Annotated in this window: 21 protein-coding genes; 9 read left to right on the top strand and 12 right to left on the bottom strand. The window is 66.6% G+C overall.

Annotation, left to right across the window (positions count from 1 at the left end; all coding sequences use genetic code 11):
* Positions 1–50 precede the first annotated feature (50 nt).
* From A0J57_RS18850 to A0J57_RS18825, 6 genes are all read right to left on the bottom strand, one after another.
* Entirely contained in the window at positions 51–1,310 is a 1,260-nt protein-coding gene (locus A0J57_RS18850; RefSeq protein WP_061939226.1) for an MFS transporter, read from the bottom strand.
* A gap of 47 nt (positions 1,311–1,357) precedes the next feature.
* Positions 1,358–2,611, bottom strand: coding sequence for an aminotransferase class V-fold PLP-dependent enzyme (locus A0J57_RS18845; RefSeq protein ID WP_061939224.1), 1,254 nt, complete (start codon positions 2,609–2,611; stop codon positions 1,358–1,360).
* 35 nt (positions 2,612–2,646) lie between these two features.
* Positions 2,647–5,088: a TonB-dependent siderophore receptor gene (locus tag A0J57_RS18840; protein ID WP_061939222.1), complete on the bottom strand. Its 2,442-nt coding sequence runs from the start codon at positions 5,086–5,088 to the stop codon at positions 2,647–2,649.
* Positions 5,089–5,272: 184 nt separating this feature from the next.
* Positions 5,273–6,682 (bottom strand): MATE family efflux transporter, encoded by a 1,410-nt coding sequence (locus tag A0J57_RS18835; RefSeq protein WP_061939220.1) that lies wholly within the window; start codon positions 6,680–6,682, stop codon positions 5,273–5,275.
* A 262-nt stretch (positions 6,683–6,944) separates the two neighbouring features.
* Complete coding sequence (locus A0J57_RS18830; RefSeq protein ID WP_064232726.1) at positions 6,945–8,168, bottom strand: dipeptidase; 1,224 nt, start codon at positions 8,166–8,168, stop codon at positions 6,945–6,947.
* A gap of 389 nt (positions 8,169–8,557) precedes the next feature.
* Positions 8,558–10,993: a TonB-dependent receptor gene (locus A0J57_RS18825; protein ID WP_061939215.1), complete on the bottom strand. Its 2,436-nt coding sequence runs from the start codon at positions 10,991–10,993 to the stop codon at positions 8,558–8,560.
* A gap of 397 nt (positions 10,994–11,390) precedes the next feature.
* Here A0J57_RS18825 and A0J57_RS18820 point away from each other — a divergent pair, with 397 nt between their 5' ends.
* Both A0J57_RS18820 and A0J57_RS18815 read left to right on the top strand, forming a co-directional pair.
* Positions 11,391–12,764: an amidohydrolase family protein gene (locus tag A0J57_RS18820; protein WP_061939213.1), complete on the top strand. Its 1,374-nt coding sequence runs from the start codon at positions 11,391–11,393 to the stop codon at positions 12,762–12,764.
* Positions 12,765–12,797: 33 nt separating this feature from the next.
* Positions 12,798–13,214, top strand: coding sequence for a DoxX family protein (locus tag A0J57_RS18815; RefSeq protein WP_061939211.1), 417 nt, complete (start codon positions 12,798–12,800; stop codon positions 13,212–13,214).
* 92 nt (positions 13,215–13,306) lie between these two features.
* On the opposite strand, the gene A0J57_RS18810 is transcribed toward A0J57_RS18815, so the two are convergent.
* The 4 genes from A0J57_RS18810 to A0J57_RS18795 all read right to left on the bottom strand — a co-directional run bounded on the left by A0J57_RS18810 (position 13,307) and on the right by A0J57_RS18795 (position 16,376).
* Positions 13,307–14,068, bottom strand: coding sequence for a class I SAM-dependent methyltransferase (locus tag A0J57_RS18810; protein ID WP_061939209.1), 762 nt, complete (start codon positions 14,066–14,068; stop codon positions 13,307–13,309).
* Positions 14,069–14,181: 113 nt separating this feature from the next.
* The gene (locus tag A0J57_RS18805) at positions 14,182–14,718 is read right to left on the bottom strand and encodes a gamma carbonic anhydrase family protein (RefSeq protein WP_061939208.1); all 537 of its coding nucleotides are present in this window, start codon (positions 14,716–14,718) and stop codon (positions 14,182–14,184) included.
* A gap of 9 nt (positions 14,719–14,727) precedes the next feature.
* Positions 14,728–15,621, bottom strand: a complete 894-nt coding sequence (locus tag A0J57_RS18800; RefSeq protein WP_235600907.1) for a 3-keto-5-aminohexanoate cleavage protein — start codon at positions 15,619–15,621, stop codon at positions 14,728–14,730.
* A complete protein-coding gene (locus tag A0J57_RS18795; protein WP_061939206.1) occupies positions 15,618–16,376 on the bottom strand; it encodes an SDR family NAD(P)-dependent oxidoreductase in 759 nt (252 codons plus the stop codon). Before A0J57_RS18795 ends, A0J57_RS18800 begins: the two co-directional genes overlap by 4 nt.
* An 88-nt stretch (positions 16,377–16,464) precedes the next feature.
* Here A0J57_RS18795 and A0J57_RS18790 point away from each other — a divergent pair, with 88 nt between their 5' ends.
* Complete coding sequence (locus A0J57_RS18790; RefSeq protein ID WP_061939204.1) at positions 16,465–17,934, top strand: amidase; 1,470 nt, start codon at positions 16,465–16,467, stop codon at positions 17,932–17,934.
* Positions 17,935–18,057: 123 nt separating this feature from the next.
* Here the strand turns inward: A0J57_RS18790 and A0J57_RS18785 are convergent, their stop codons facing one another.
* Positions 18,058–18,912: a dioxygenase gene (locus A0J57_RS18785; RefSeq protein ID WP_061939202.1), complete on the bottom strand. Its 855-nt coding sequence runs from the start codon at positions 18,910–18,912 to the stop codon at positions 18,058–18,060.
* A 185-nt stretch (positions 18,913–19,097) separates the two neighbouring features.
* On the opposite strand from A0J57_RS18785, the gene A0J57_RS18780 reads away from it, so the two are divergent.
* Both A0J57_RS18780 and A0J57_RS18775 read left to right on the top strand, forming a co-directional pair.
* Positions 19,098–20,102 (top strand): zinc-binding alcohol dehydrogenase family protein, encoded by a 1,005-nt coding sequence (locus A0J57_RS18780; protein WP_061939200.1) that lies wholly within the window; start codon positions 19,098–19,100, stop codon positions 20,100–20,102.
* A 1-nt stretch (position 20,103) separates the two neighbouring features.
* The gene (locus A0J57_RS18775) at positions 20,104–20,451 is read left to right on the top strand and encodes a cupin domain-containing protein (protein ID WP_061939198.1); all 348 of its coding nucleotides are present in this window, start codon (positions 20,104–20,106) and stop codon (positions 20,449–20,451) included.
* Between the two features lie 80 nt (positions 20,452–20,531).
* Here A0J57_RS18775 and A0J57_RS18770 read toward each other — a convergent pair whose 3' ends face one another.
* Positions 20,532–21,617 carry a LacI family DNA-binding transcriptional regulator gene (locus A0J57_RS18770; RefSeq protein WP_201030954.1) on the bottom strand — a complete coding sequence of 362 codons (1,086 nt, stop codon included), beginning with the start codon at positions 21,615–21,617 and terminating at the stop codon, positions 20,532–20,534.
* Positions 21,618–22,087: 470 nt separating this feature from the next.
* Here A0J57_RS18770 and A0J57_RS18765 point away from each other — a divergent pair, with 470 nt between their 5' ends.
* From A0J57_RS18765 to A0J57_RS18750, 4 genes are all read left to right on the top strand, one after another.
* Positions 22,088–23,161 (top strand): aromatic ring-hydroxylating dioxygenase subunit alpha, encoded by a 1,074-nt coding sequence (locus A0J57_RS18765; RefSeq protein WP_061939194.1) that lies wholly within the window; start codon positions 22,088–22,090, stop codon positions 23,159–23,161.
* A 72-nt stretch (positions 23,162–23,233) separates the two neighbouring features.
* Positions 23,234–24,118, top strand: a complete 885-nt coding sequence (locus A0J57_RS18760; RefSeq protein ID WP_061939192.1) for a tRNA U-34 5-methylaminomethyl-2-thiouridine biosynthesis protein — start codon at positions 23,234–23,236, stop codon at positions 24,116–24,118.
* Positions 24,119–24,238: 120 nt separating this feature from the next.
* A complete protein-coding gene (locus A0J57_RS18755; protein ID WP_061939260.1) occupies positions 24,239–25,048 on the top strand; it encodes a tRNA U-34 5-methylaminomethyl-2-thiouridine biosynthesis protein in 810 nt (269 codons plus the stop codon).
* Positions 25,049–25,095: 47 nt separating this feature from the next.
* Positions 25,096–25,469: aldehyde dehydrogenase family protein (locus tag A0J57_RS18750; protein ID WP_153023175.1), on the top strand; the 374-nt coding region annotated here is incomplete at its 3' end.

Raw genomic sequence — 25,469 nt, 5'->3', positions numbered from 1 at the left:
AAATCCTCGTGAGGTTCGGGTTGGAACGGCCTGCCGCTCCGATGTCTTTTCTAGTCCGCAAGTCCAAATGCCGCGGCCGCCGGGCGCGCGGCCTTCGGCAGATGCCGGTACCGCATCGCGAAATAGCTGGACGCCGCGATCGTGAAGAAGGCCGCGAAGGTCCATAACGCCGCCTGATAGCTGCCCGTCGCGTCATAGAGCCTGCCGAGCAGCAGCACCCCCGAAGCGGCCGCCATGAAGGCGCCGGTGAAGACGACCCCATAGATGGTCGAATAGCTGCGCAGCCCGAATTCGCGCGCGAGGAACCAGGGCAATATGTCGCTCTCGCCGCCATTTTGCACGCCGATCAGCGCCACGGCGGCCGCCACCAGGGCAAAGCTCGGCGCCACGCCGGAAAGCAGGACGAAAAGGCCGATCACCGGAACGAAGGTCACGGCGAAGGCGACATGATAGGGCGGCAGGCGGTCGAGCAGGATGCCGGTCCCGACCCGCCCCACGATCACCGCCCCGGAGTAGATGGAGAGCAGCAGCGCGGCGTCCGCCGCCGTGAATCCCTTGTCGATGACCAGCGACGTCAACTGGCTGAGGAAACCATGGGCGGGCGCGGTGCAGAAGAAGACCGCGGCCAGCAGCAGCCAGAAATTCCGGGTGCGCACCGCCTCCCTCAGGGTGAGGCCGCCGCCCGCGTCGGCGCCGGTCCGCTCCTGCCCCCGCTCCGCGCCCGTCGGCGCTTCCCGGACGGTCGCCAGCACCACCGGCAGCCCGATGAGCAGCACGGTGACCGACAGGGCGACATAGCCCATGCGCCAGCCATGGCCTGCGATGATCCATTGCAGGATCAGCGGCATGAAGAGGGCCATGACCGGAATGCCGCAGGCGGTCAGCCCGAAGGCCAGCCCACGGCTCTTCACGAACCAGCCGGCCAGCGACTTGGCGAACACCGTGGATGAATTGGCCGGCGCGGCGACGGTCGTTCCCGCGGCAAGCAGGGACAGCATGATCAGGCTGCCATTCTGGAAGGCATAGCCCAGATAGCATGCGCCCACCACCAGCGCGCCGAGCGTCGCCATCACCCGCACGCCGTATCGGTCGATGCCCCGTCCCACCAGCGGCGCCGCGAAGGCGCCGAAATAGCCCGCCGCCGCGGCGCTGCCGATCTCGCCCCTCGTCCATCCGAACTCCGCCTGGAAACTGGGGATGAACAGGCTGGAGATATAGGTGTAGAGGCCGATCCCCGTGCCGTTCCCGATCGTCGCGCCCAGCGCGAGCCGCCAGTTCCGGCGCCACTCGGCCACGCTTGCTGAAGGCATTGTTGTCGCGTTCATGACTTTTCCGTTCCGAACGATCCGCGCAGGGATCAGGCCGCCAGTTTCGCAAGCGCCGAAAGCGCCCGCCCGATGTCGACATCGCTGTTGTGGATATGCGGCGACGCGCGCAGCAGGGGGCCGTCGGCGCCGTCCACGATCCCCAGCCGGACGTCGGCGTCGCGGAATATCCGCCCGCGCACGTCTACCGCGTCCCAGCCCTTCACCCGGAACAGCAGGGCGGGCCCCGCCGGCACGCCATGCCCCGGCGACAACAGCTCCACATGGCCCAGCCCTTCCAACCCCTGCCGCAACGCATCGCCCAGTTCCCCGATGCGCTTTTCTATCGCGGCCCGGCCGATGGTCCGCTGCCACTCCAGCGCCGTGACGAATCCCAGCAGGAAGGGCACATTCTTCTGCCCGGCATTGCGGTCGTAGCGGCGGGCGCTATGCGCCATCGGCCGGTCCGACCTGTGGTCGTAGAAATTGCCCGTCGTCGGCCAGATCAGGTTCTGCACCTCCTGCCGCACATAGGCGAAGCCGGTGCCATGGCCGGCCGACGCCCAGCCATGGCCGGGGGCGGCGAGATAGTCGACGCCCAGGTCGGCAATCGAATAGTCGAGCGCGCCGAAGCTTCCGCTGGCGTCGAGCGCGGTGAAGATGCCGTTCCGCCGCGCCGCGTCCGCCAACGCCCGCACCGGCAGGCGCCGCCCGCTTGCCGCGCCGACATGGGAAAGGAACAGCAGGCGGCTGCGCGGCGTGAAGCGGCCGGCATAGCGCTCGACGATCTGCTCGTCGGTCAGCGCCCCACGCGGGTCAAGGCCGACATCGACGGCCCGCACGCCGAAACGCCGTTCGAGCGTCCGGAACGCGGAACGCGCCGCCAGATGGTCGCCGCCGTCGAACACTATCTCGTCGCCATCCTGCCAGCCAAAGCCGTGCAGAAGCAGGCTGATCCCTTCCGTCGCGCCGCGGGTCAGCACGATCTCGTCCCCCGATGCGCCGATGAAGCGGCCGATGCCGTCGCGGGCGGCCTCCAGCTCCCCTACCCGCATGGGCGTCGTGGGATCGGCCGACAACTGGTGCTGCCAGCGCTCCTGCACCTCCAGCACCAGCCCCGGCGGCGGCCCGTAATCGGCATTGTCGAGATAGGCGACGCCGCCCGCGACCTGGAAGCAGGCGCGCACCGCGCTCCAGAATTCCGGTCCCCGCCCGGCGCCCGCCGATCGCAGGTCGGCAAGGCTGGCGGGCGGCGTCCAGTTCGGTCGGTCCACGGTGGCCGTGGCGCTGTTCACCAGATCGTTCATATCAGCTTCTCCTGCTTGCGGGCGGGGCGCGTCGCTCAAAATTGAAAGCCGACGCGCAGATAATAGCGGCCGCCATCCGCCTCATAAGGCCGATAGACGGGGTAGCGCGCGCCCAGCGACGCCAGCCTGATCTCCCTGTCGGGATAGCCGTTCAGCAGGTTCTCCGCCCCGGCCGTCAGCTTGATGGCGGGCGTCACGGCATAGCTCAGGCTCGCATCGATGAAGGCTTCGGCCCCGAAGCGCTGGTTCAGGGAAACGACGTCCCAGAAAGGCTGCGTCCACCCGCTGTACCAGGTGCCGCGAAGCTGCGCCTCGAACCGGCCGCGCGACAGGTCGGCCGTCACCGATGCCTTGTGACGGGGCAGGCGGTCTTCAAGCCCCAGTTTCCGCAGCGGCGACACGACGCCGGGCACGGCATCGGTCACCTTGGTCCGGTTGTAGTTGTAGAGCGCGGTAAGGCCCAGGCTGGTGGCCGCGCCCAGCGGCAGCTGGTAGGACAGCACCGCATCCACGCCCTGCGTGCGCGTGGTGAAGCCGTTCACATAGAAGTTGAACGAGTCCAGCCCCCGCGCCAGCGTGACCCCCGAAGCGACCAGCGCGCTGCGCTCCTGCGGCGTCAGGGTGTAATTGGCCGACAATCCCAGCCGGTCCTTCACGCGGATATTGTAGTAATCGACGGTCAGGCTGACCCTTTTCGACAGGCTGAACGCCAGGCCCGCGCTGATGTTGACCGACCGTTCCGGCTGCAGGGGCTTGCCGCCGCGCAGCGCCGCGACCGGATTGGTCGCCGGAATGGTCCCCCGCGTCAGGATCGTCAGGCCGTCGTCATTGGGCCGCTGGGTCGTATTGGTCAGATTGGCCTGCCCCGGCGTCGGCGCGCGGAAGCCGGTGCTGACGGCGCCGCGCAGGGCGAAGCCGGGCGACAGCTCATATCGCGTCGCCACCTTCCCGGTCCAGGCGGAGCCGGCGTCCGAATAATGTTCGAAACGCCCGGCAACGGCCAGTTCCCAGCCCTCGCTGAGCTGCGCGTCGACATCCGCATAGGCCGCGACGCTGTCGCGCCCGAAGGTGCCGACCTGCGTCGGGTCGGTGCCGAAGAAGCCGTTCGCGCCGCCGGCCATGCCGAAGGCCGCGCCCGGCCCCAGGGCGTAGGACGCTTCCTCCCCGATGCCGGCGGTATATTCCTCGCGCCGGTATTCGCCGCCGAACGCCACCGTCAGCGGCGCGGCCAGACCCGCATCGGCCTGCCAGACGAGGTCGAGATTGACCCCATGTTCGGCCTGTATCCGTGCGCCGGCGTAGAAGTCCGTCGGGGAATCGGGGCCGAGCGACGCGTTGATGCTGTTGCTAATGTCATAGCGGATATGGCTGCGCCCATAGCGGCCGCTCAGGTCCCACCGAAGGGCGTCGGTCACTTGCCCCTTCACCCCGACGACCAGATCGGCATCCTTGCTCCGCGCCTTGAACACCGGGGCGAAGCCGCCGGGATAGAGCGAGCGCAGCGACCAGTTGTTCCAGATCGGCAGCGGATTGAAGATCGCGTTCGTTTCGGGATTGCGCCACAGAAAATCATTCGCCCCCTTGGTGAAGCCATAGCTGCCGAAGGCGTAGAAGCTGGTCGCATCGCTCAGCTCGAGCTTCAGGTTGACGAAGCCCTTCACCCCCTCCTGCTTGGGCTGGCCGAAGCGCTGGACGGGGTTGCGGATGTTCCGGCGGTAGAAATCGGCGCTGCCGAACCGCCCGCCATTGGCGGCCAGGGCCCGCGCGGCCGGATTCTGGTCGGCGCGGTCGGTCCGGTCGCTATTGCCATATTCCAGGCTGATGTTGACGCTGCCATTCCCGGTGAAGGGCAGGCCGACATTGACGGCCGCCTGGTAATTGCCGCCATCCCCGGCATAATATTGCCCGGCTTGCGCATAGCCGCGAATGCCGGGGCGGTCGTCGGGGATGAAGTTGATGACGCCGGCTATGGCGTCCGATCCATATTGCGCCGACGCGCCGTCCCGCAGCACCTCGACCTGCCGCAGGGCGACGGACGGGATCTGGGAAACGTCCACCGCCTGCGCGCCGAACTGGGTCACGTCGATATAGGCGGAACGGTGGCGGCGCTTGCCGTTGACCAGCACCAGCGTGTGGTCCGGCGACAGGTTGCGCAGGGTCGCGCTGCGGAAGAAGATATTGCCGTCCGCAATGGTGTTGCGCTGCACCTGATAGGATGGGACCAGCCGCGCCAGCTTGTCGCTCAGATCGGCGGACGGCACGGTGTCGAGCGCCCTGGCGCCCACCACGTCGATCGGCGCCAGCGAATCCGCGGCGGTCCGGTCGCTGCGCCGGGTGCCGGTGACGATGATGTCCGGCTGGTCCCCGGCCTCCGCGCCGGTTTCCCCGGCAAGAGCGTCCGGTGACAGCCAGGCGCCCGACATGGCGAAGATGGAAATAACGATGCGTTGACGCGATCGCGCGCGAACGAATGGCATGCGCCCCCCAATGGATGCTGAAATGTGGATTGGTGCGCCGTCGGCGCGGGGCTCTCTTTGCCGGAGTCGCCACGGATGGAATTACCGTCGTAATTCTATCAGTCCAGCCAATTTCTACTTTAACGGTTGAAATAAGGGATTGGACGGACCGCAAGGCGGACCGGCGACGCCCGGAAACGGGGCCTCAGGCCGCCCCGCGCCGCCACACGCCGGGCGAAAAAACCGCCGCTCCGCCCGCCCCGGCATAGGCGATCAGGCCCAGCGCGCTGGCGATCGGGAGCCAGATGAAGCCGCCGCCCATCATCGCCACCGCGACCCACCCGACGCTGACCGTCACCAGGAAGCGCAGCGTCACCCCGGCGCTGGCCCAGATCGCGCTGCCCGCGCCCTGAACCGCGAAGCAGAGGATGAAGCCCGCGGCGAAGACCATGTAGAAGCCGCCCGCCACATGCAGGTAGATGGCGGCGTTCCGCAGAACCTGCCCCTGGTCGGAGAATAGCCCCGCCCAGATGTCCGGCCAGATCGCGACGACGATGCCCGGAATGCCCGCCACGGCCATCGCCGCGCCCGTTCCCGCCCATGCGAATTGCCGCGCATGCGCGACGTTCCGCGCCCCCACATTCATGCCCACCAGCGTGAGGACTGCGGAGGCTATGCCGAAAAGCGGCGGCAGCAGCATCGTGTCCAGCCGCGCCGCGATGCCATATCCCGCCAGGGCGTCGACGCCGAACCGGGTCGCCAGCGACGCCATCACCACCGCCATCAGGCTCTGTTGCAACGAGTTGAACGAACTGGGGATGCCGATACGAAAGATGTCCGCCAATATGGCCGATCGGAAGGAAAAGCCGGCCGCTCCGCTTTTCGCGCGCCATTTGCGCATGCACCATAGCAGCGTCAGCATCGCGCCGCACTGGTAGAGGACCAGCGCCAGCCCCGCCCCGCCGATGCCCAGGGCGGGCAGCGGGCCGAAGCCGAAGATGAAGGCGGGCGAAACCGGAATCATGAAGGCGGCGCCCGCCAGGGAGATCTTGGCCGGCAGCATCGGATTGCCCATTCCGCGAAAGGACGACGCCAGCGCGTTTGTCACCCACAGGCAGGTCACGCCCAGGAACAGCGGCGTCGAATAGTGCAGCGCGTCGCGCAGCACCTCCCCCCTCGCCCCCAATGCCCGGAACAGCGCCGGCCCCGCCAGCAGCATGACGACGGAGCAGGCCGCGCCGATCAGCACCGCCAGCACCAGCCCGTGAAGCTGGATCGCGGCGACATCCTCCCGCCGCCCGGCTCCCGTCGCCCGCGCGATCGCGGAGGATACGCCGTTTCCCAGCCCCCCGCCGGACATGGTCTGCATCAGCATGTAGATCGGGAACACCAGCGCCGCGCCGGCCAGCGCGGCGGTCCCCAGGAAGCTGATATAATAGACCTCCGCCACGCTGACGCCGATCTGCGCGAAATTGACCGACATGGTCGGCAGCGCCAGCCGCCACAGCGGCGAAAGGATGGTGCGCGCATAGGAACCGGTCCGGAAAGACGGCATCGGGCCGTCCGATGCGCCTGCGCCGCCCGTTTCGGCCATCGCTCCATCGAACCGCTTCATCGATCTCCCCTTCTCGCGGCCACCGCTGTTGCCGGAGGAGCATTCCCGATGCGATCCGCCGGCCCCTCCGCGCTGCCGGAAGGGCCGTTATCATCTTTATATGGTATCCGTAATCCTATTTGTAAAAATCATTTGGCCGGCCGTCCGACTCATAGCGCCGGACGGCAGGACAGGACGACAAGGACGACGGTGGACGGTGGACGGTGGACGGTGGACGGGGCGGCGGCGGGAAGAGAAGGCACCGCCCGCCCCCGCCATGCCGTTACTGCTTCAACGCCTGCGCTTCGCCCCATACGCGCAGCAGGTTGCCGCTCCACAGCTTCGCGATCTGGTCCTTCGTATAGCCATGCTTCACCAGTTCGGCGGTGACATTGCCCGCCTCGCCCTCGTCGGACCAGCCGACGATGCCGCCGCCATGGTTGAAGTCCGACGACAGGGCGACATGGTCGATGCCGATGCGCTGCACGGCATGGTCGACCGCTTTCACCAGGTCGGCCACGCTCGCCAGCGGCTCGGTCGCGCGCAATTCATGATAGCGCCTGTCATATTCCCTGGCCTTGTCGAGCGGCAGCACCGCGCTATTCTCCCCCTGAAGCTCATATTCGGCCTTCAGCGCCTCCAGCTTCGCGGTAAAGGCCGGATCGCGGGGCCGCAAATAGGCGCTGAACGCATTGATCGCGACGACGCCGCCATTTTTCTTCAGCGCATCCAACTGCGCATCGGTCAGGTTGCGCCCATTGTCGACCAGCGCGCGCAGGTCCGAATGCGAAGCGATCACCGGCGCGCGGCTGAGGGAGAGCAGTTGATCGAAGGCGGCATCGGACAGCTGGGACACGTCGATCAATATGCCCAGCTTGTTCAGCCGCGCCACGACATCCCGCCCCAGCGGCGACAGGCCGCCATTGCGGCTCGGCCCCTCCGCGCGGACCAGCGCCGGGCGCGAACTGTCCGCCAGCCGGTTATGCCCCGCATGGACCAGGCCGAAGATGCGCACGCCCTGCTTCGCCCAGGCGTCGACATCCTCGACCCTGTCGACGAAGGCGCCGCCATTGACGATGCTTTCGACCAGCGCGAACTTGCCCGACGCGGCGATGCGGCGAACGTCCGCCGGGGTGAAGGCCAGTTCGACCTGCGCGGGATAATGCTTCGCGAAACCTTCGATAACCCCGTGCCGCTCGGCCGCGGCGGCCTTCGCCCGGGCGAGATAGGCGGGGGTTTCCCCCTCCTGCGGCACGAAGACGGCGACCGCCGCGCCCTTCAGTCCGCCGCGCCTGATCTTCACGAGATCGAACTGCCCCTTGCCGTCGCTCGACGCCGGCGATGCAGGGGTATCGAAATCCGGCACGATGTCGACATGCGCGTCAAAGGGCAGGACAGCGGCATGGATCGCCTGCGCATCCTCGGCCGCGAGAAGGCGGTCGCTGGCCAAGGGCGACGCGCCCAACAATATCGCCAGGGCCATGGATCTGATAGGCGTAACCGTCATTGGGTTCATTCTCCTGTTCGGTGATGCTGCGGCCTGCCTCACGAACATGCGCCGCCCCTGCTTCGCACCGCCATTGCGGACGGCGCGGAACCGGACCCTAGAACGGGACGCCCGGCGCCATTATCGACTTTTCCGACGCGGCCCTTCAGTTCTTTCAAACCTATGAGCGCGGATCATCCGACCGCCAGCATGATGAATAGGTCGGGCGTCGGCATCGGCCATATGCGCGAAGGCCGCCGCCACCGGTCATCACCGGCGCGGCGGCGCGGATGTCCTTTTCCGCAGGATCGTCGCGCCCGGCCCGCCCGGACCGAAACGCAATCGCCCCCCATGCAGGGGGGCGGAAAGGCGAAAGCGGACGGAACGCATCCCGTCCGCTTCCGATCAGGTCACTTGAACTTGACGCCCAGCGTGACGCCGTAGGTCACCGGCATGCCGGCAAACCGCACGATCGCATCATAGGCGGTCTGGACGTTCGTCGAATAATATTTGTTCGTGACGTTCTTGCCCCAGACCGACAGCTTCCACGCGCCGTCGGCCGCCTCTATGCCCGCGCGCAGGTCGAGCACGCCATAGGACTTGATCTTGAAGAGATCGTCGAAGGCATAGTCGTTCCGGCTGTTCGCGGGCAGCACCAGTCCGCGCGATCCGCCGATATTGGCGTTCTGATCGCTCCGCCAGTTATAGCTGGCGCCGACGAAGGGCTGAACGGCGCCGACCTGCCACTTATAGTCGGCCGAAGCGTTGAGCTGCCATTTCGGCGTGTACGGGATGGGCGAGCCGGAGAAGTCGGTGAAGGTGTTCGTCCGGCTGAAGTTCGAGAACTCCAGGATCTCGCTGTCGATATAGCTGCCAGCCACGCCGATGCTGAGGCCGCGGATCGGATTGCCGCTGACTTCCAGTTCGACGCCCTTCAGTTCGGAACGCGGAACGTTCACCAGCGCCTCCAGCAGGCCGAAGACCGGGTCCGGAACCTTGCCGCGAAGCTGCTTGTCGCTATATTTATAGTAGAAGCCCGCACCGGTCAGGTTGATGCGGCGATCGAACAGTTCCGCCTTGAAGCCCGCCTCGAAGCTCAGGATCGATTCCTGCGTGACCGCCCGGCTCTGCTCGAACGAAGCGCCGGACAGGAACGGGAAGCTGCCCGCCTTGTAGCCGCGCGCCACGTTGCCGTAGATCAGCAGCCCGTTGGTCGGCTTGATGTCCACGCCCACGCGCCAGGACACATTGTCCTCATTCAGCTTCGCGCGCAGCTCGCCCGGCAGGTAGGTCGCCGGCGTGCCGTCGAAGGTCACATTGTCGAGCGCGGCGCACTGATCGTTGGTCAGCGGTGCGACGGGCGTGAAGGTCGGCGTGAAGCCGGGGATCGGGATGCCGCCGAACTGGATGCCGTTGGCGATGCCGGTGAAGGTCGCGGCGAAGGTGCCGTCGCCGCGGTCGTAGGTGCAGTTGGAGAAGGAACGATCCGCCTGGGTATAGCGGATGCCGCCCTTCAGCGTCACCTGGTCGATCACGTCGAATTCGACGTTCGCAAAGCCGGCATAGTTGCGCATGTTCTGCTGCGAACGCAGCCTGTCGCCGGTGAAGCCGAAGATCGGCGCGGCGCTGATCTCGCTGAAGTTGAGCGTGCTCCGCTCCCGCGTGTTGGTGCGCTCGTAATTCGCGCCGATGACCCAGCGGACCCGCTGGTTGCCCGAATTGGCGATGCGCAGTTCCTGGCTGAAGCTGTTGATCCGGCCGAAAGTATCCCCATAGTCGCCATTGGCGAGCGCGGTGCCGTCGAACTCGAAGCGGCCGTTGTCACGCGAATAGGCGGAATAGGAGGTGATCGACGTCAGCGTGATGCTGTCCGTCAGGTCCAGGTCGCCGCGCAGGACGGCCTGGCCCATCTTCTCCAGGATGTTCGGCTTGGAATAGGGTTCCCAATCGGCCGCGCGGGCATTGTGCGGCGCGAACGGCAGGGTCAGCAATTCGCCCGGAACGGTGGCCGGGAACTGCGGGATCAGGCCGACATATTGCGGCGCGGCGGGGTCGCTCGAATCGCGCCAGCCGTTGAGGTTCAGGCGGAAGCGCAGGCTGGAGCTGGCGTCCCAGTCGAGCAGGATGCGGCCGGCAATGAAGCCGACCTGGCCGTTGCGCTCATTGGGGCGGGTATAGCTATATTGCCAGTCGTCGCCCATCGCGCCGTTGATGGCGATGCGCCCCGTCAGGTTTTCGGCGAGCGGGCCACTGATATAGGCATTGCCATCGACACGGGAGAAACGGCTGTAGCTGAGATCGCCGCCGGCTTCGAAGCTGTCGGTCGGCTTGGCCGCGATGAAGTTGATCGCGCCGCCGGTCGAGTTGTTGCCGAACAGCGTGCCCTGCGGTCCCTTCAGCACTTCGATGCGCTCCAGGTCGAACGCCGTGTGCGAAGTCATGACCGGCAGAGGCTGCGGCGCTTCGTCCAGATAGACCGACACGGTCGGATAGCTCGCCAGCGTGCTGTCGTAGAAGCCGACGCCGCGCAGCGTATAGACCGGCGTCGAATATTGGGTCGGCTGGAACGTCAGCGACGGGACGGCGCGCGACAGATCGGCCAGCGACGTGACCTGCTGGTTCTTCAGCGTCTCGCCCGACAGGGCGGTCACGGCAAGGCCGACATCGTTCAGCGACTGTTCGCGCTTGTTGGCCGTGACCACGATGTCCGCGGGTTCGGAGGACGGGCCCTGGCTCTGCGGGGCGGCCGCCTCGGTCTGCGCGGCGACGCTGACCGGCGCGGTCAATCCGGCGATCGCGGCAGTGCCGAGCAGAACCGGTCTATAAAGTCTTCCAAACGATTGCATTCGTCTCCCCTCCTCAAGCAGGTGATGGTGATGTTCCGGCTTGGACGTGGGGATTCTACGATCCTCCCCGCCCAAGGAATTCCTGCAAAACATTCATCAAGGGCCGCTGGACGGTCGAAATGCGACTCCACCGGCGCTTGCAATCGTTTGTAGATGACGCATGGGCAGGCACAGGTCAATAGCCGACATGACGTCAAGGCCAAAATGGCGCAGAACGGAAACCCATCGTTGCGCATTTGACACAGTCGGCCCGAAAGGCCGCCGATCGGGCGGTTTGCCAAGCCCATGGGATTGCGTAGAATTTTCCGGAAGCGCGCCGCAAAGTCAGTTGGCGCTTTACGATATATGCAAACGATTGTAACTAGACGGCTGCTCATATTCAGTCAGGAGAGTGCTCATGGTCGATTCAACATCCGCTTCCGGAGAGGACGCCGGCCGCCTTCCTTCCCGTGGCGAAGTGTTGATCCGCAACGCCACGATCCTCACCATGGACCCGAAGCTGGGCGATCTCGCGGGCGCGGACATCCACATCCGCGACGGCCGTATCGTGGCGGTCGGAACCGCGCTCGACGCGCCCGGCGCGGAAGTGATCGACGCATCGCGCAACATCGTCCTGCCCGGCTTCATCGACACGCACTGGCACCTGTGGAACGGCCTCTTCCGCGGCCTGGTCAGCTATTACCGGCCCGAACTCGGCTATTTCCCGATGAAGAAGCTGCTGGGCAAGCTCTTCACCCCCGACGATATCCACTGGGCGGTGCAGCGCGGTCTTGCCGAAGCGGTGAATGCGGGGATGACGACCGTCCACAACTGGGCGCACAACATCCCCAGCCCCGCCCATGCCGACGCGAATATCCGCAGCCACATCGCGACGGGCGTGCGCGGCCGCTTCAGCTATGGCTGGGCGGAGGGTCAGGCGGACGACCAGCCGATGAACCTGGCAGACCTGCCCCGCGTGAAGGATGAATGGTTCGCGGACGGCCAGGACCATCTGCTGCACCTGGGCATCTGCGTCCGCGGGCCGGAGACGCCGCAGCCCGAAATCCGCCGCGACGCCTATCTCAAGGAATGGGAAACGGCGCGCGCCCTGGGCCTGCCGATCACCATGCATGCGGCGCAGATGCGCGCCGCCAGGTCGCGCGCGATCGAGCTGCTGGAGGCGGACGGCCTTCTCGGCCCCGACCTTCAGCTCGTCCACTGCATCCATGCCTCCGCCGACGACCGCAAGCGGATGGCCGATTCGGGAACCAGCCTCAGCATCAGCCCGCTGATCGAGCTTCAGGTCGGCATGGGCTTCCCCCAGACCGGCGAGATGCTGGAGGCGGGCGTGCTGGTGTCGCTGTCGACCGACACCGTGGCCGTGACCGGCGCGAACATGTTCGCGATCATGAAGGCGACGCTCGACATCGAACGGGGACGTGCGGAAAATATGGCGCTGGCGCCCCGCCGCGTGCTGGAAATGGCGACGATCGATGGCGCCCGCGACCTGGGCATCGCCGACCAGGTCGGCTCGCTGGTTCCCGGCAAGCGCGCCGACCTCATCATGGTCAACCTCGACCGCGTCAGCATCTCCACCCTGCCCGCGGCCGACTGGGTCAGCCTTCTCATCCATCACGCACAGCCGGCCAATGTGGACCTCGTCATGGTCGACGGGCGCATCCTGAAAAGGAACGGCAGGCTGACCGCGCTGGACGAGGAACGGATCATCGCCAATTCGGAACAGGCGATCACCGGCCTGATGCAGCGCGGCGGCCTGCTCGCCGCCGCCTGACCTCTTCTTCCCTCATCATCATAGGTAGGTCCGATGCCAGGCTTCATCGCCACGCTGCTTGAATCCCGCTGGTTCCTGTTGGTCGCACGGCTGCTGCTGACCTTCGTCTTCTGGACGGGCGGGCTCGCCGGGATTTTCGACTTCTCCGGCCGGGTGGCCGAAATGCGCCATGCGGGCCTGGCGCCGGCGGAACTCTATGTCGTCGCCGTCACCATCGTCGAACTGGGGGGAACCGCGCTGATCGTCACCAACCGCTGGTCCTGGCTGGGCGCGGGCGCGCTCGGCGTGTTCCTTGCCCTGACCATTCCGGTCGGTCACCCCTTCTGGGCCATGGAGGAGCCGCAGCGCACCGCGTCCTTCTTCGTGTTCCTGGAACATGTCTCGGTCATCGGCGGACTGATGCTCGCCGCCTCGCTCGGGCATCTGACCGCCGCCCGAAAGGCTGCGTAAACCATCACGGCAACCGCCGGACAAAGGGGGACGCCGGGCATATCCGGTGTCCCCCTTCTGCCATCAGCCGCCGCACCCGGCGCTGGCGCCGGTCAGATCTTCCGATAGGCGAACATGCTCGTTTCATAAGGGAAGGCGATCTCGGCCCGGTTCGCCAGTTCGGGCGTGTGCGCGATCAGGGCGCGGACCTGCCGTTCGACCTCCTCCCGCTGCCCGGCCGCCAGCGCGGCAATGAAACTGACCGACAGGCTGCGCTGGACGATGACCTGTTCCGCGCTCCCGACATGCCGGTTCCGCGCATGCCGCTCCTCCACGAAGGCGAAACCCGGCGCAGGGAAGGCGCTTCGCCACTGGCCGGTGCGATAGCGCGGCGTATCCCCTTCCCAGGGATCGATGATGGCGGAAAGTTGCGCCACCCAGGCAACGCTCTCGTCCCGCCCGTTCCAGATCAGACCCAGCCTGCCCCCCGGAACCAGCACCCTGCGCATTTCCTGCACCGCAGCGGCAGTCGCAAACCAGTGAAAGGCCTGGGCGCACACGATCGCATCGACCGATCCGTCGGGCAGCGGGATCGAGTCGGCCGCCCCCGCCAGCGCCTCCACCTCCCCGAAATCGTGGATGAGCTGCGCGCGCATCGCGTCGATCGGTTCGACCGCAATGATCCTGCCGCCGCACTTCCGGAGGAGCGGGATGAATTTCCCGGTGCCCGCGCCGACCTCCAGCGTCGTGCGCCCGGGACCGACGCCCAGCACGTCGCGAAGCCATGCCGCCGCCTCGGGGGGATAGCCGGGCCGCCCGCCGACATAGTCGGCGGCGCCCGTCTCATAACCTCTCGACTTTTCATGGATCGGCATGCTGTTCCCGCTCCGGCGCCCGCCCCATGCAAGAGGAAGCGCGCGCCCGGGTCAAGCCCGGCGTCGCGAAATCAGCGCGGCAGATCCGGACGAACGACCCGCGCCCGCCCGCATCATCCGCAGGCGCGATCCGGCTCGATCGAATCGATATGCCGTTTGGCCAGCCGCGCATAGGCGGCGGGCGCCTCCCGGTTGCGGCGCAGTTCCTCCTCGCCCAGCATCCGCACGAATTTCGCCGGAGAACCGGCCCATAGCTGGCCGCTCTCGACGCGCTTGCCCGGCGTCAGCAACGCCCCGGCCGCGACCATGGCATCCGTCTCCACCACGCATCCGTCCATCACCGCCGCGCCGAAGCCCACGAAACTGTGGTCCTGAAGCGTGCAGCCATGGATGATCGCCTGATGCCCGATCAGGCAATGGGCGCCAATCGTGGTGGCGAACCGCCCCGTCGTCACATGGACGATCGTGCCGTCCTGGATGTTGGTGCCCTCGCCGACGACGATCGGCTCCACGTCCCCGCGCAGCACGCAATTATACCAGACCGACGCGCCGCGCCCGATGGTCACGCGGCCGATCACCTGCGCGCCGGGGGCGATGAAGGCGTCGTCCGCGATGCTGGGCCACGCCCCTTCAAAGGGATGGATCGGCATGTCCCGCCCTCACGCCAGCCGCAATGCCTTGCGCGCCTCGGCCGGGGTCGCGAGCTGCCCGCCCAGATCCTCGACGATGCGGCGCGCCTTGGCGACCAGTTCGGCATTGCTCTTCGCCAGCACGCCCCTGTCCAGATAGATGGTGTCCTCCAGCCCGACCCGGACATGGCCCCCCGCCAGCAGGGACTGCGCGACCGTGGTGAAGGCGAAGCGGCCGATGCCGAACGCGCCCCAGATGCTGCCCGCGGGCAGCTCGCCCCGCGCATAGAGGATGGTTTCCGGACTGGGCTGGAAGCCATAGCGCACGCCCGTCACCAGCGAACAGAGCGGCGCCGGATCGATCGTGCCGTCCTTCACCAGATCCGCCAGCATCGCGATGTCGCCGGAATCGAACAGCTCGATCTCCGGCCGCGCCCCGGATTCGCGGATGACCGCGGCCATCTTGCGGACATTGCCGGGCGTATTGATGACGACGGCGGAACCCGAATTCATCGTGTTCAGGTCGAGCGTGCAGATTTCCGGCCGCAGGATGCCGATATGCTCCACCCGCTGTTCGGGCGGCAGCAGCGTCGTGCCCGGCCCCGCCACGCTGGGATCGTCCTCGGACGGCACGAACCGGCCGCCGGGACCGGTCGTGATGTTCAGGATCAGGTCGGGATTGCCGTCGCGGATGCGGTCCACCGTCTCCCTGTAATGGGCGATGTCCATCGAGGGCCTGCCGGTCTCCGGATCGCGGACATGCAGGTGGACGACCGCCGCTCCCGCCTTCCCCGCCTCCAGCGCGGAGGCGGCGATCTCCGCCGGGCTCACCGGCAGGAAGGGCGTCTGCTCGCGCGTCGTCAGATTGCCCGTCACCGCGCAGGTCAGCACGACGGGCGACTGGATCGGATAGGTCGAACTCACAGCGCGCGCCCTCCGTCGACCTGGATGATGTGCCCGGTCGAATAGGTGAGGTGGGTCGCGCAGGCGGCGATGGCGCGGGCGATGTCGTCGGCGCTCGCGATCCGCTTCAGCGGCGTCGCATCGGCCACCTTCTGCGAGAAGTCGGCGCCGCGCCCCGGCACGAAGCTGGTGTCCACCACGCCCGGCGACACGGCCAGGACGCGCACTTCGGGCGCCAGCACGCGGGCAAGCGCCTTGGTCATCACGTCGATGCCCGCCTTCGCCGCGCAATAGGCGATGTTCGATCCGACGGCGGTGAAGCTGGCGATGGAGGACAGGGACACGACCAGCCCGTCGCCCGACGCCTTGAGCAGCGGCGCAAGCTCGCGGACCGTGGCGAACTGGGCGCGCCAGTTCACCTGGAGCATCTCGTCGATGAACGCGTCGGTCAGGGCGTCCAGGTCGCCATGGGGAATCGCCTTGGTGAAGCCGCTGGCGTTGATCAGGCCGTTCAGCGCCCCGCCGCATTGCGCGGAAAGCGAGTCCCGCAACTGCTGCAAGGATGCGGTGCTGGTGATGTCGACGTCATGCAGGCCGCCGCCATGGGCGAGCGAGTCGAGGACCGCCGCGCCCCGTTCCGCGATCGCCGGCGCGCGGTCGGCGATGTGCACGACGGCGCCCTCGGCCGACAGGGCGCGCGCGGCGGCGGAGCCGATGGCCCCCGTCCCGCCGACGACTACGAAGCTTTTTCCCGTCAAAGGGCCGTTGATGCTCATGCTGGCGTTCCTCTACAGAAGAGTGATTGTGAATTTCGCAAATACTATTACAATCGATTGCAGAGATTTTGCAAGCACGGAGACCAGGATGGAGGATTTCGAAACGGCCAGCGGGATCGCGGAAGCGGTCCGGACCCGCCGCGTCAGCGCGCTGGAGGTCGTCGACGCGGCGATTTTCAGGATCGAGGCGCGCGACCCGACGCTGAACGCCTTCGTCCATCGCGGCTTCGAAGAGGCGCGGCAGCGCGCGAACGCCATCGACTCGAAACTTGGACGGGGGGAGGAGGTCGGCCCGCTGGCCGGCGTGCCCACCGCGCAGAAGGACCTGTTCAACTTCTATCCCGGCTGGCCGAGCACCTTCGGCGGCATCGGGCCGCTCCGGCATTTCTCGCTGGACCTCAAGACCACCTATCCGCAACGCATGGAGGATGCCGGCGCGGTCGTGCTGGGCATCACCAACTCTCCGGTCATGGGGTTCCGCGGCACATGCGACAATCCCCTGTTCGGCGCCACCCGCAACCCCTTCAACCCGGACCATAACAGCGGCGGGTCGTCGGGCGGCGCGGCGGCGGCCGTCGCGGACGGCATGCTGCCGGTCGCCGGGGCCAGCGACGGCGGCGGATCGATCCGGATTCCCTCCTCCTGGTGCGGGACCTTCGGCTTCCAGCCCTCCTTCGGGCGGGTGCCCATGGTCATGCGGCCGAACGCCTTCGCCGGCGTGTTCCCGTTCGTCTATGAAGGCCCCATATCCCGGACCGTCCGGGACGGCGCGCTCGCGATGCAGGCGCTGGCCGGCCATAATCCGATGGACCCCTTCAGCGTGCCCGACGATGTCGACTGGCTGGGCGCGATCGGCCGCCCGGTCGGAAAGCTCCGGGTCGGCCTCGCGACCGATCTTGGCGGCTATCCGGTCGACCCGCGCGTGGCGGCGGCGATCGAATCGGCCGCAAGGGGGCTGGAGGATGCGGGCATGACCGTGGTCCCGCTCGATTTCCAACTCCCCTGCCCACATGCGGAACTGACCGATCTCTGGTGCCGCATGATGGCCGGGATGATGATCTCGGTGTTCGACGGCTTCAAGGCGCAGGGCCTGGACATATTGGGCGACTTCCCCGATTCGATCCCTGCCGAGCTGACGCAGTGGATCGACGTGGCGCGCGGTCTCAGCCGGCGGGAGGTCGAGGCGGATCAGGAACTGCGGTCCCGCGCCTTCGACGTGCTGCAAGGCGCGCTCTTCGGCGTCGACCTGATCGCCTGCCCGACGACGGCCTGCCTGCCGGTGAAGAACGCAGGGGACGGCAATACCAGGGGCCCGGCGGAGATCGCCGGAGAACCGGTCAATCCGCTGATCGGCTTCTGCCTGACCTATCTCACCAATTTCTGCGGCAATCCCGCGGCATCGCTGCCGGCCGGCCTGGTCGACGGACTGCCCGTGGGCCTGCAACTGATCGGCCGGCGCTGGGCCGATGCGGACCTGCTGGCGGCCTGTTCCGCCTTCGAGGCCGCACGCCCCTGGCAGGACAGCTACCGCATCTGCGCCGCCCGCCCGCTCGGCTGAAACGCATGACCTGAAAGGAAAGGGGCCTGAACCGAAAGGGCCTGAAAGGAAAGGGGCCTGAACCGAAAGCGGCCCCTGGCGGAAAAGGCCCCGGCTCCACCGAGCCGGGGCCTTTTGCTTCGGTCAATCGATCGGCGGCTTGGGAATGAAGGTCTCGCCCTCATGCATGGCGAAGGTGCGCTCCATGCGATAGCTGCCGTCCGCCTGCTTCTCATATTGCCCGATCAGGCCGGGGGTGACGCCGAAGACCACGTCGGTGTCGATATATTGGTCGTCGTTCACGAAGACCTGCGAAATGCGGGTCTCATAGCCGGGCTTCCACAGCAGGAAATGGAGATGGGCGGGCCGGAAGGGATGCCGCCCCTGCGCCTTCAGAAGGCCGCCGACCGGCCCGTGGGTCGGCACCGGATAGCCCGCCGGCAGGACCGTGGTGAACCAGAAGCGGCCCTCGCTGTCGGTGGTGAACTTGCCGCGCAGGTTCATGTCGACCTGGTTTTCATCCTGATTCTCGTAAAGGCCGACAGGGGAAGCATGCCATACGTCGACCTCCACCCCTGCAATCGGTTGCCGCTGCGCGTCGATCACCTGCCCATGCACTTCCAGCTTCGGACCGGGCGTTGCCGAACGGCAGATGGTGCCGCCATTTTCCGTCCGGGGCGAGTGCATGCGCCAGAACGGCCCCAGCAGCGCCTCGGCCTCCTCGGCATGGTCGGGATCGCCGTCGCACAGCAGCGTCGACAGGCCAAGGACATCGGCCAGCAGCACCGCCTCATTATGCCGTTCGTTGGTCGCCTTGCCCACCGCGTTCAGGAAATCCAGGGCTATATCCAGCTCCGGCCGCGTCAGATTGGTCCGCCGCGCGAAGTCGTGAAGGTTCTCGACCAGCACCTCCATGATCTGCCGGAGGCGCGGATCGGCCGTCCCGGACATGGCGCGAATCACTTCCTGCGTGATCGCTATATCGGCTTTTGCTTGCATGCTGTGCTCTCCTGCGCGGGATGCCGCGAGGCCATGGGCTGGTCCATCGCGGAAGATGGCATTTGACATCCTCCGCCGACAACAACTACAATCGATTGCAAAGTTCAACCCCGTTTTCGAGCAATCGCCATCACCCGGCACCGACCAGACCCAATTTTCTCCCTTAAACCAACAGGATATTAGGAATGAAGGATTCCCAGAACGGCGTTACCCGGCGGCTTCGCCTGACGGAAAAGGCGAATGACGCCTCCAGCGTCCGCCTCCCCGTCGAATCGGACGTGCGCCTGGAGGTGAAGCCGGACCAGGTGCTCGTCGAAATCGCCTGCGCCGCCGTCAATCCCAGCGACGTGAAGGCGGCGATCGGCATGATGCCCTATGCCGTCTGGCCGCGCACGCCGGGCCGCGATTTCTCCGGCCGCATCGTGGAGGGGCCCAGCGAACTGGTCGGCGTGGAGGTCTGGGGATCGAGCGGCGATTTCGGCATCCGCTGCGACGGCACCCATGCCTCGCATATCGTGCTCGACCTCGATTGCGTCTCGCAAAAGCCGTCCAACATCTCCCTGCTGGAGGCGGGCGCCGCGGGCGTGCCGTTCGTCACCGCATGGGAAGGCCTGCGCCGCGCCGGCTTCCCGCAGAAGGGCGATACGGTCCTGGTCTTCGGCGCCAATGGCAAGGTGGGCCAGGCGACGATGCAGATCGTGACGCTGCTCGGCGCCCGCGCCATCGGCGTCACCCGCCGGGACGAACCCTATATCGGCCACGCCAACGCCCCGGTCGAGATGATCGACGCCAGCGCCGTCAACGTCGCGGATGCGGTTCGCGACCTGACGGACGGCAAGGGCGCGGGCCTCATCTACAACACGGTCGGCAGCCCCTATTTCGAGGCTGCTTCCGATTCGCTGGCCAAGCGCGGCAAGCAGATCCTGATCGGCACGATCGACCGCGTCGTCCCCTTCGACATCCTGAAATTCTACCGCGGCCAGCATGAATATATCGGCATCGACACGCTGTCGCTCAGCACCCGCGACACGGTGGCGATGCTGACGGCGATGACGCCGCATTTCGAAAGCGGCGCGCTGCGGCCCTTCTCGGTGGGCCAATCCTCCATCCACGCGCTGGAGGATGCCTCGTCCGCCTATGCGAAGGTCATGCAGTCGGATCGCGACCGCATCGTGCTGGTCCCGCGCTGACATGAACGTCACCCGCTTCGCGGAGGCGCCGGAATATAACGCGCCCGGGCATGACGGCATGCGCTGCCTGCGCATGCTGGGGAAGGAGGCCTGCCCGTCCGGCTTCGCCTGGATGGGCCTGTCGATCATCGAACCGGGCGGCTGTATCCAGCCGTCCGCCTCTCCCTATGAAAAGCTCTATCTGGTGGTCGAGGGAGAGCTGGAATTTTCCAGCGGCGGCGTTCCGGCGACGCTTGGCCGGTGGGACGCATGCCGCTTCGCGCCGGGGGAGGAAAGGACGATCGCCAACCGGTCCGACCGGCAGGCGACGGTCGTGCTCGCCATGGCCAATGTGATCCTGGAGGACTGACGGAACCGCGTCGGTCGCCGCCGCGCCTCGATCCCGGACCGGCGGCCGCGCCTCCGGCGGGATCGAAGGCCGGTTTTCCCCTATGACCCGACGAGCTGCTTCGCCGCCCCCCCGCCGGGCAGCCCCGCCTTTCGCGGCGCGGCGGCGGACTCCCGCACGATCAGGCTGGGCGCAAGGACGATGTTCCGCCGACCGCTATCCTCTCCCCTGATCCGGTGGAGCAGAAGGTCGGCGGCTTCCCGGCCGAGCGCCTCCTGGCTGATCCGCACGGTCGTCAGCGGCGGCGATACCAGGTCGACCATCGGCATGTCGTTATGGCCCACCACGGACACGTCCTGCGGGCACCGCAGTCCGCATTCCCGCAAGGCGTCATAGGCGCCCAGCGCCAGCAGATCGTTGGCGGCGACGATGGCGGTGACGTCCGGCCGCCGCTCCAGCAGCCTGCGCGTGGCGGCCGCCCCCTCCTCCCGGCTATAGCCCTGGGTCGATTCGTGCAGGTCGTCCCCGCTCCGCAATCCGTGATGGTCCATCGCGCCGTAAAAGGCCCGCCGCCGCAGATGGCCGGTCGAAATGGCTTCCGGCCCCGCGAGATGGGCGATGGCGCGATGGCCCAGTTCGAAGACATGGTCGACCGCCAGCTGCATGCCCAGCGCATCGTCGGAAACCACCGCCGACAGCCGCCGCTTTTCCTCCGCGCGGTTGACCAGCACCGTCGGAATCCCCTGCGCCAGGCAGAAATCGACGACCGGATCGTCCCGCTGCGCCGTCGCCAATATCAGCCCCTCGACCTGCCGGGTCGCCAGTTCCCGGGCGACCTCCAGCTCCCGCGCCGGTTGCCGGCCGACATCCGCGACCACGGTTGAAAATCCCTCCGCCGCCAGTCTTTCCGCCGCGCCGCTCAATATGGGCGAGAAGACGGTGTTGGCGATGTCGGGCACCAGCATGCCGACCAGATGCGACCTGCCCGTCCGCAAGCCCGCGGCAAGCAGGTTGCGCCGGTAGCCTAGGGTGCGCGCGACGGACGTCACGCGCTCCGCCACATCTTCCGCCACCAGATGGCGGGTTTCGGGGTTGAGCGCGCGCGACGCGGTCGAAGGATGAACGTCCGCCTCCTGCGCGACCCGCTTGAGGGTCACGATCCGGGACGGCTGAATAGTGGCGGGCAAGGCTCTCTCCATGATTGGGCGCTACCCTTCACGGGGCCTGCAATCGTTGGCAACATAAATCGCAGCTTGACATGTCTGGCAATGGTCTGCAATCGATTGTAAACATTCGCGATGACTCTTATGAGTCCCTTTTCCAGATGCGGAGGCGAAAGTCACATGAGCCATTCGACCCTGACCAGGCATTTCGGGATCGTGACCCCGCCGGAACATGCAACGCCGCGAACCCCGGCGAAGGCCGCCGTTTACCGCCGCCGATAGGCAGGCTCGGCCAGGGATCGGAGGGATTGCGATGAGGGAGCCTGCCGCCGGATTGCAGCCAGCGCAGCCCCTTCCGGGAAGCGGCGGACATCCCTCCCCGGCCCCGGCGCCCCCGGATCATGCCGCAGTCCGGAGGAACCCACCAACCCCTTAGCCCGGCAGGAACGCCGCCAGAAGCGCTCCGCCGGTCATCCACTGAATGGAGAGGACATATGTATGTACGCAATGCCTGGTATGTAGCAGGCTGGGCGCAGTCCCTGGCCAATGGGGAACTGCTCGCCCTCAAGATCCTCGACAGGCCGATCGTCATCTACCGGACGGGATCGGGCAGGCTGGTCGCGCTGGAAGACCGCTGCCGCCACCGTTCCGCCCCCCTGTCCAAGGGCCGGGTGGAGGGGGAGGAGATCCGGTGCATGTATCACGGCTTCAAATATGGGGCGACCGGCGCCTGCACGGAAATACCGGGCGCCGCCGCCATCCCCGCCACCGCGCGCGTCACCGCCTATCCGGTGGTCGAGCGGCATAGCTGGATCTGGGTCTGGATGGGCGACGAAGCCGGCGCCGATCCCGCGCTGATCCCGCCGGTCAGCGGAATCGACGAAGGCCGGTTCGTCCTGAAGCCGGGCGTCATCGACTATCGGGCGGCCGCCGCCCTGGTCTGCGACAACCTCCTCGATTTCAGCCATCTGAGCTACGTCCACCCCAACAGCTTCGGCGTGACGGAGGAATGGGCGCTCACCCGCCCGCGAATCGAACAGCGCGACCGCGGCCTGCATCTGGAACGCTGGGTGCGCGACCAGCCCGCCCCGCATCATCAGCCGGAACTGGGCAGGATCGATTATTGGAACGAATATGAATTCTCGGTCCCCGGCATATTGAGCCTGACGTTCAAGATGTTCCCGGTCGGCGCCGCCGAACGCCATGGCGGCCGGTCGCCGGGCGACGATCCGTCCCTGCTTTCCTTCAGCTATTCGCTTCAGGCCGTCACCCCCATGACGGAGGGCACCGCACGCTATTTCTTCGCCTACGGACCGCGCGTGGAGGAGGATGTCGACGGCTATGCGGAGGCTTTCTCCGCCGTCGCGAACGCCGCCTTCCTGGAGGACAAGGAGATTATCGAGGCGCAACAGGCCCGGCTTGCGGAGGGGGATGCGGACATGCTGATCGTCCGGGCGGACTCGGCGCTGGTGCAATATCGGCGGCTCGTCGAACGCCTCTCGGCCGCCGAAACCGGCCTTGACAAAAAGAACAAACCCCAACTTGATATGCAATCGATTGCAAGTTAGTTTTTGCAGCAGTGAGTCGCCGCTTCGACGGCGAAGCTGGATTGGTTCAAAACAGCGCTGAGAGGACCAGCTATGTCTGAAGGTAAGATTGTCGCCGGCTTTGTGGCACCGCACCCGCCGCATCTCGTCTATGCCGAAAACCCGCCCCAGAACGAGGCGCGCTCGGAGGGCGGCTGGGAAATGCTCCGCTGGGGCTATGAACATGTTCGCAAGAGCATCGAGGAACTGAAGCCCGACGTGCTGCTGGTGCATTCGCCGCACTGGATCACCCTGGTCGGCCACCATTTCCTGGGCGTGCCGCGCCTGACGGGCAAGTCGGTCGATCCGATCTTCCCCAACCTCTTCCGCTATAATTTCGACATGCAGGTCGATGTCGAACTGGCGGAGGCCTGCTGTGCGGAGGCGCAGGCGGCCGGCCTCACCTCGCAGATGATGCGCAATCCCAATTTCCGCGTGGATTACGGCACCATCACCACGCTGCACATGGTCCGTCCGCAATGGGACATTCCGGTGGTGGGCATCTCGGCCAATAATTCGCCTTATTATCTCCAGCTGGACGAGGGGATTGAGGAGATGGAGCGGCTGGGCGTCGCCACCCGCCGCGCCATCGAAAAGAGCGGCAAGCGCGCCGTCCTGCTCGCCTCCAACACCTTCTCGCACTTCCATTTCCATGAAGAGCCGGAAATCCCGGAGGATATGAGCCGCGAACATCCCCAGAGCTACAAGGGCTATAAATGGGACATGCGCATGATCGAACTCATGCGCCAGGGCAAGCTGCGGGAAGTGATGAACCTCTTCCCCGAATGGGTCGAGGAAGCCTTTGCCGAAGTGAAGTCGGGCGCCTTCCCCTGGATGGTGTCGGCCATGGACTATACCGACGTCCCGGCGCAACTTTATGGCTACGGCACCGTCATCGGCACCGGCAACGCCGTGATGGAATGGCGCCTCGCCTCCTGACACCCGGCCCGGGGCGCGCCGCGGCGAACGCGGCGGCGCGCCCCGCATTCTTCGTTACCGCATCGCCGCCGCGCAATCCTTCGCTCATTCGCGCAAGATGCTCTGGAATTGGAGTTCCGCATGCCAATCGTTTCCGCATTTCTGATGCCGGGCAATCCGCTTCCCTTCCTTCGGCCTGAAAACCCCGCCTGGGCTCCGCTCGCGGATGCCAGCCATGCGGCGGGCCGTGCCCTCGCCGCTTCGAAGCCCGACGTCCTGCTGATCTATTCGACGCAGTGGTTCGCGGTGCTCGATGAATTGTGGCAGGCGCGCCCGCACAGCACCGGCATCCATGTCGACGAAAACTGGTACGACTATGGCGACCTCCAGATGGACCTGCGCGCCGATGTGGAACTGGCTCATGCCTGCGCCGCCGCCGCAAACGATTGCGGATACAAGTCGAAGACCGTCGACTATCAGGATTTCCCCATCGATTCCGGAACGATCGTCGCCAACGCCTTCCTCAATCCCGGCGGCGTCATTCCCGCCGTGGTCGCAGCGAACAATCTCTATCAGGACTTCGCCACGACCGAAGCGCTCGGCAAGGTCGCGGCGGCCCAGGCAGACCTGCAGGGCAAGCGCGCCGCGGTGATCGGCATCGGCGGCCTGTCGGGCAGCTATTTCGATCATGCCATCGACATCGCCACCGACCGCATCGTCCGCGACGAGGACGATGCCGCGAACCGCGCCCTGCTCGACGCCATGCAGCGCGGCGACCAGGCCCTGCGCGACGGGCTGCCGGCCTATCTCGAAACCGCCAAGGGCGACATGGGAATGAAGCATCTGGGCTGGATTCTGGGCGCGACCGGCGGCTTCAGGGGCGCGACCGTGCACGGATATGGCGCCACTTACGGCGCCGGCGCGGCCGTCGTCGAATTCACCCTCAACTAAGCGGCCGGCACGGCGCCTTCGGGCGCCGTGTCCGCCTCGGAGCGAACATGCCACGAATTGACTATCGCAATTTCATCAACGGCCGCTTTGTCGAAAGCAAGCGGCGGTTCGAGGACATCAACCCGGCCACGGGTCAGGCGCATGCGATCGTCCATGAGGCGGACGAAAGCCTGGTGGAGGAGGCGGTGGCCGGCGGCCGCCGGGCGCTGGCGGGCGATTGGGGCAGGTCGACGGTCGAGGAACGCGCCGCCCTGCTGGACAGGATCGCGGCGGGCATCGACCGCCGGGCCGATGATTTCCTGGCCGCCGAAGTCAATGACACGGGCAAGCCGGCCTCGCTGGCGGGATCGCTCGACATACCGCGGGGCGCGGCGAATTTCCGCACCTTCGCCAACATCATCCGCACCTCGCCGGGCGAGGT

Source organism: Sphingobium sp. 22B, from assembly GCF_001580035.1.
Classification (GTDB): domain Bacteria; phylum Pseudomonadota; class Alphaproteobacteria; order Sphingomonadales; family Sphingomonadaceae; genus Sphingobium; species Sphingobium fuliginis.
This window is presented reverse-complemented; position numbering and strand designations above follow the sequence as displayed.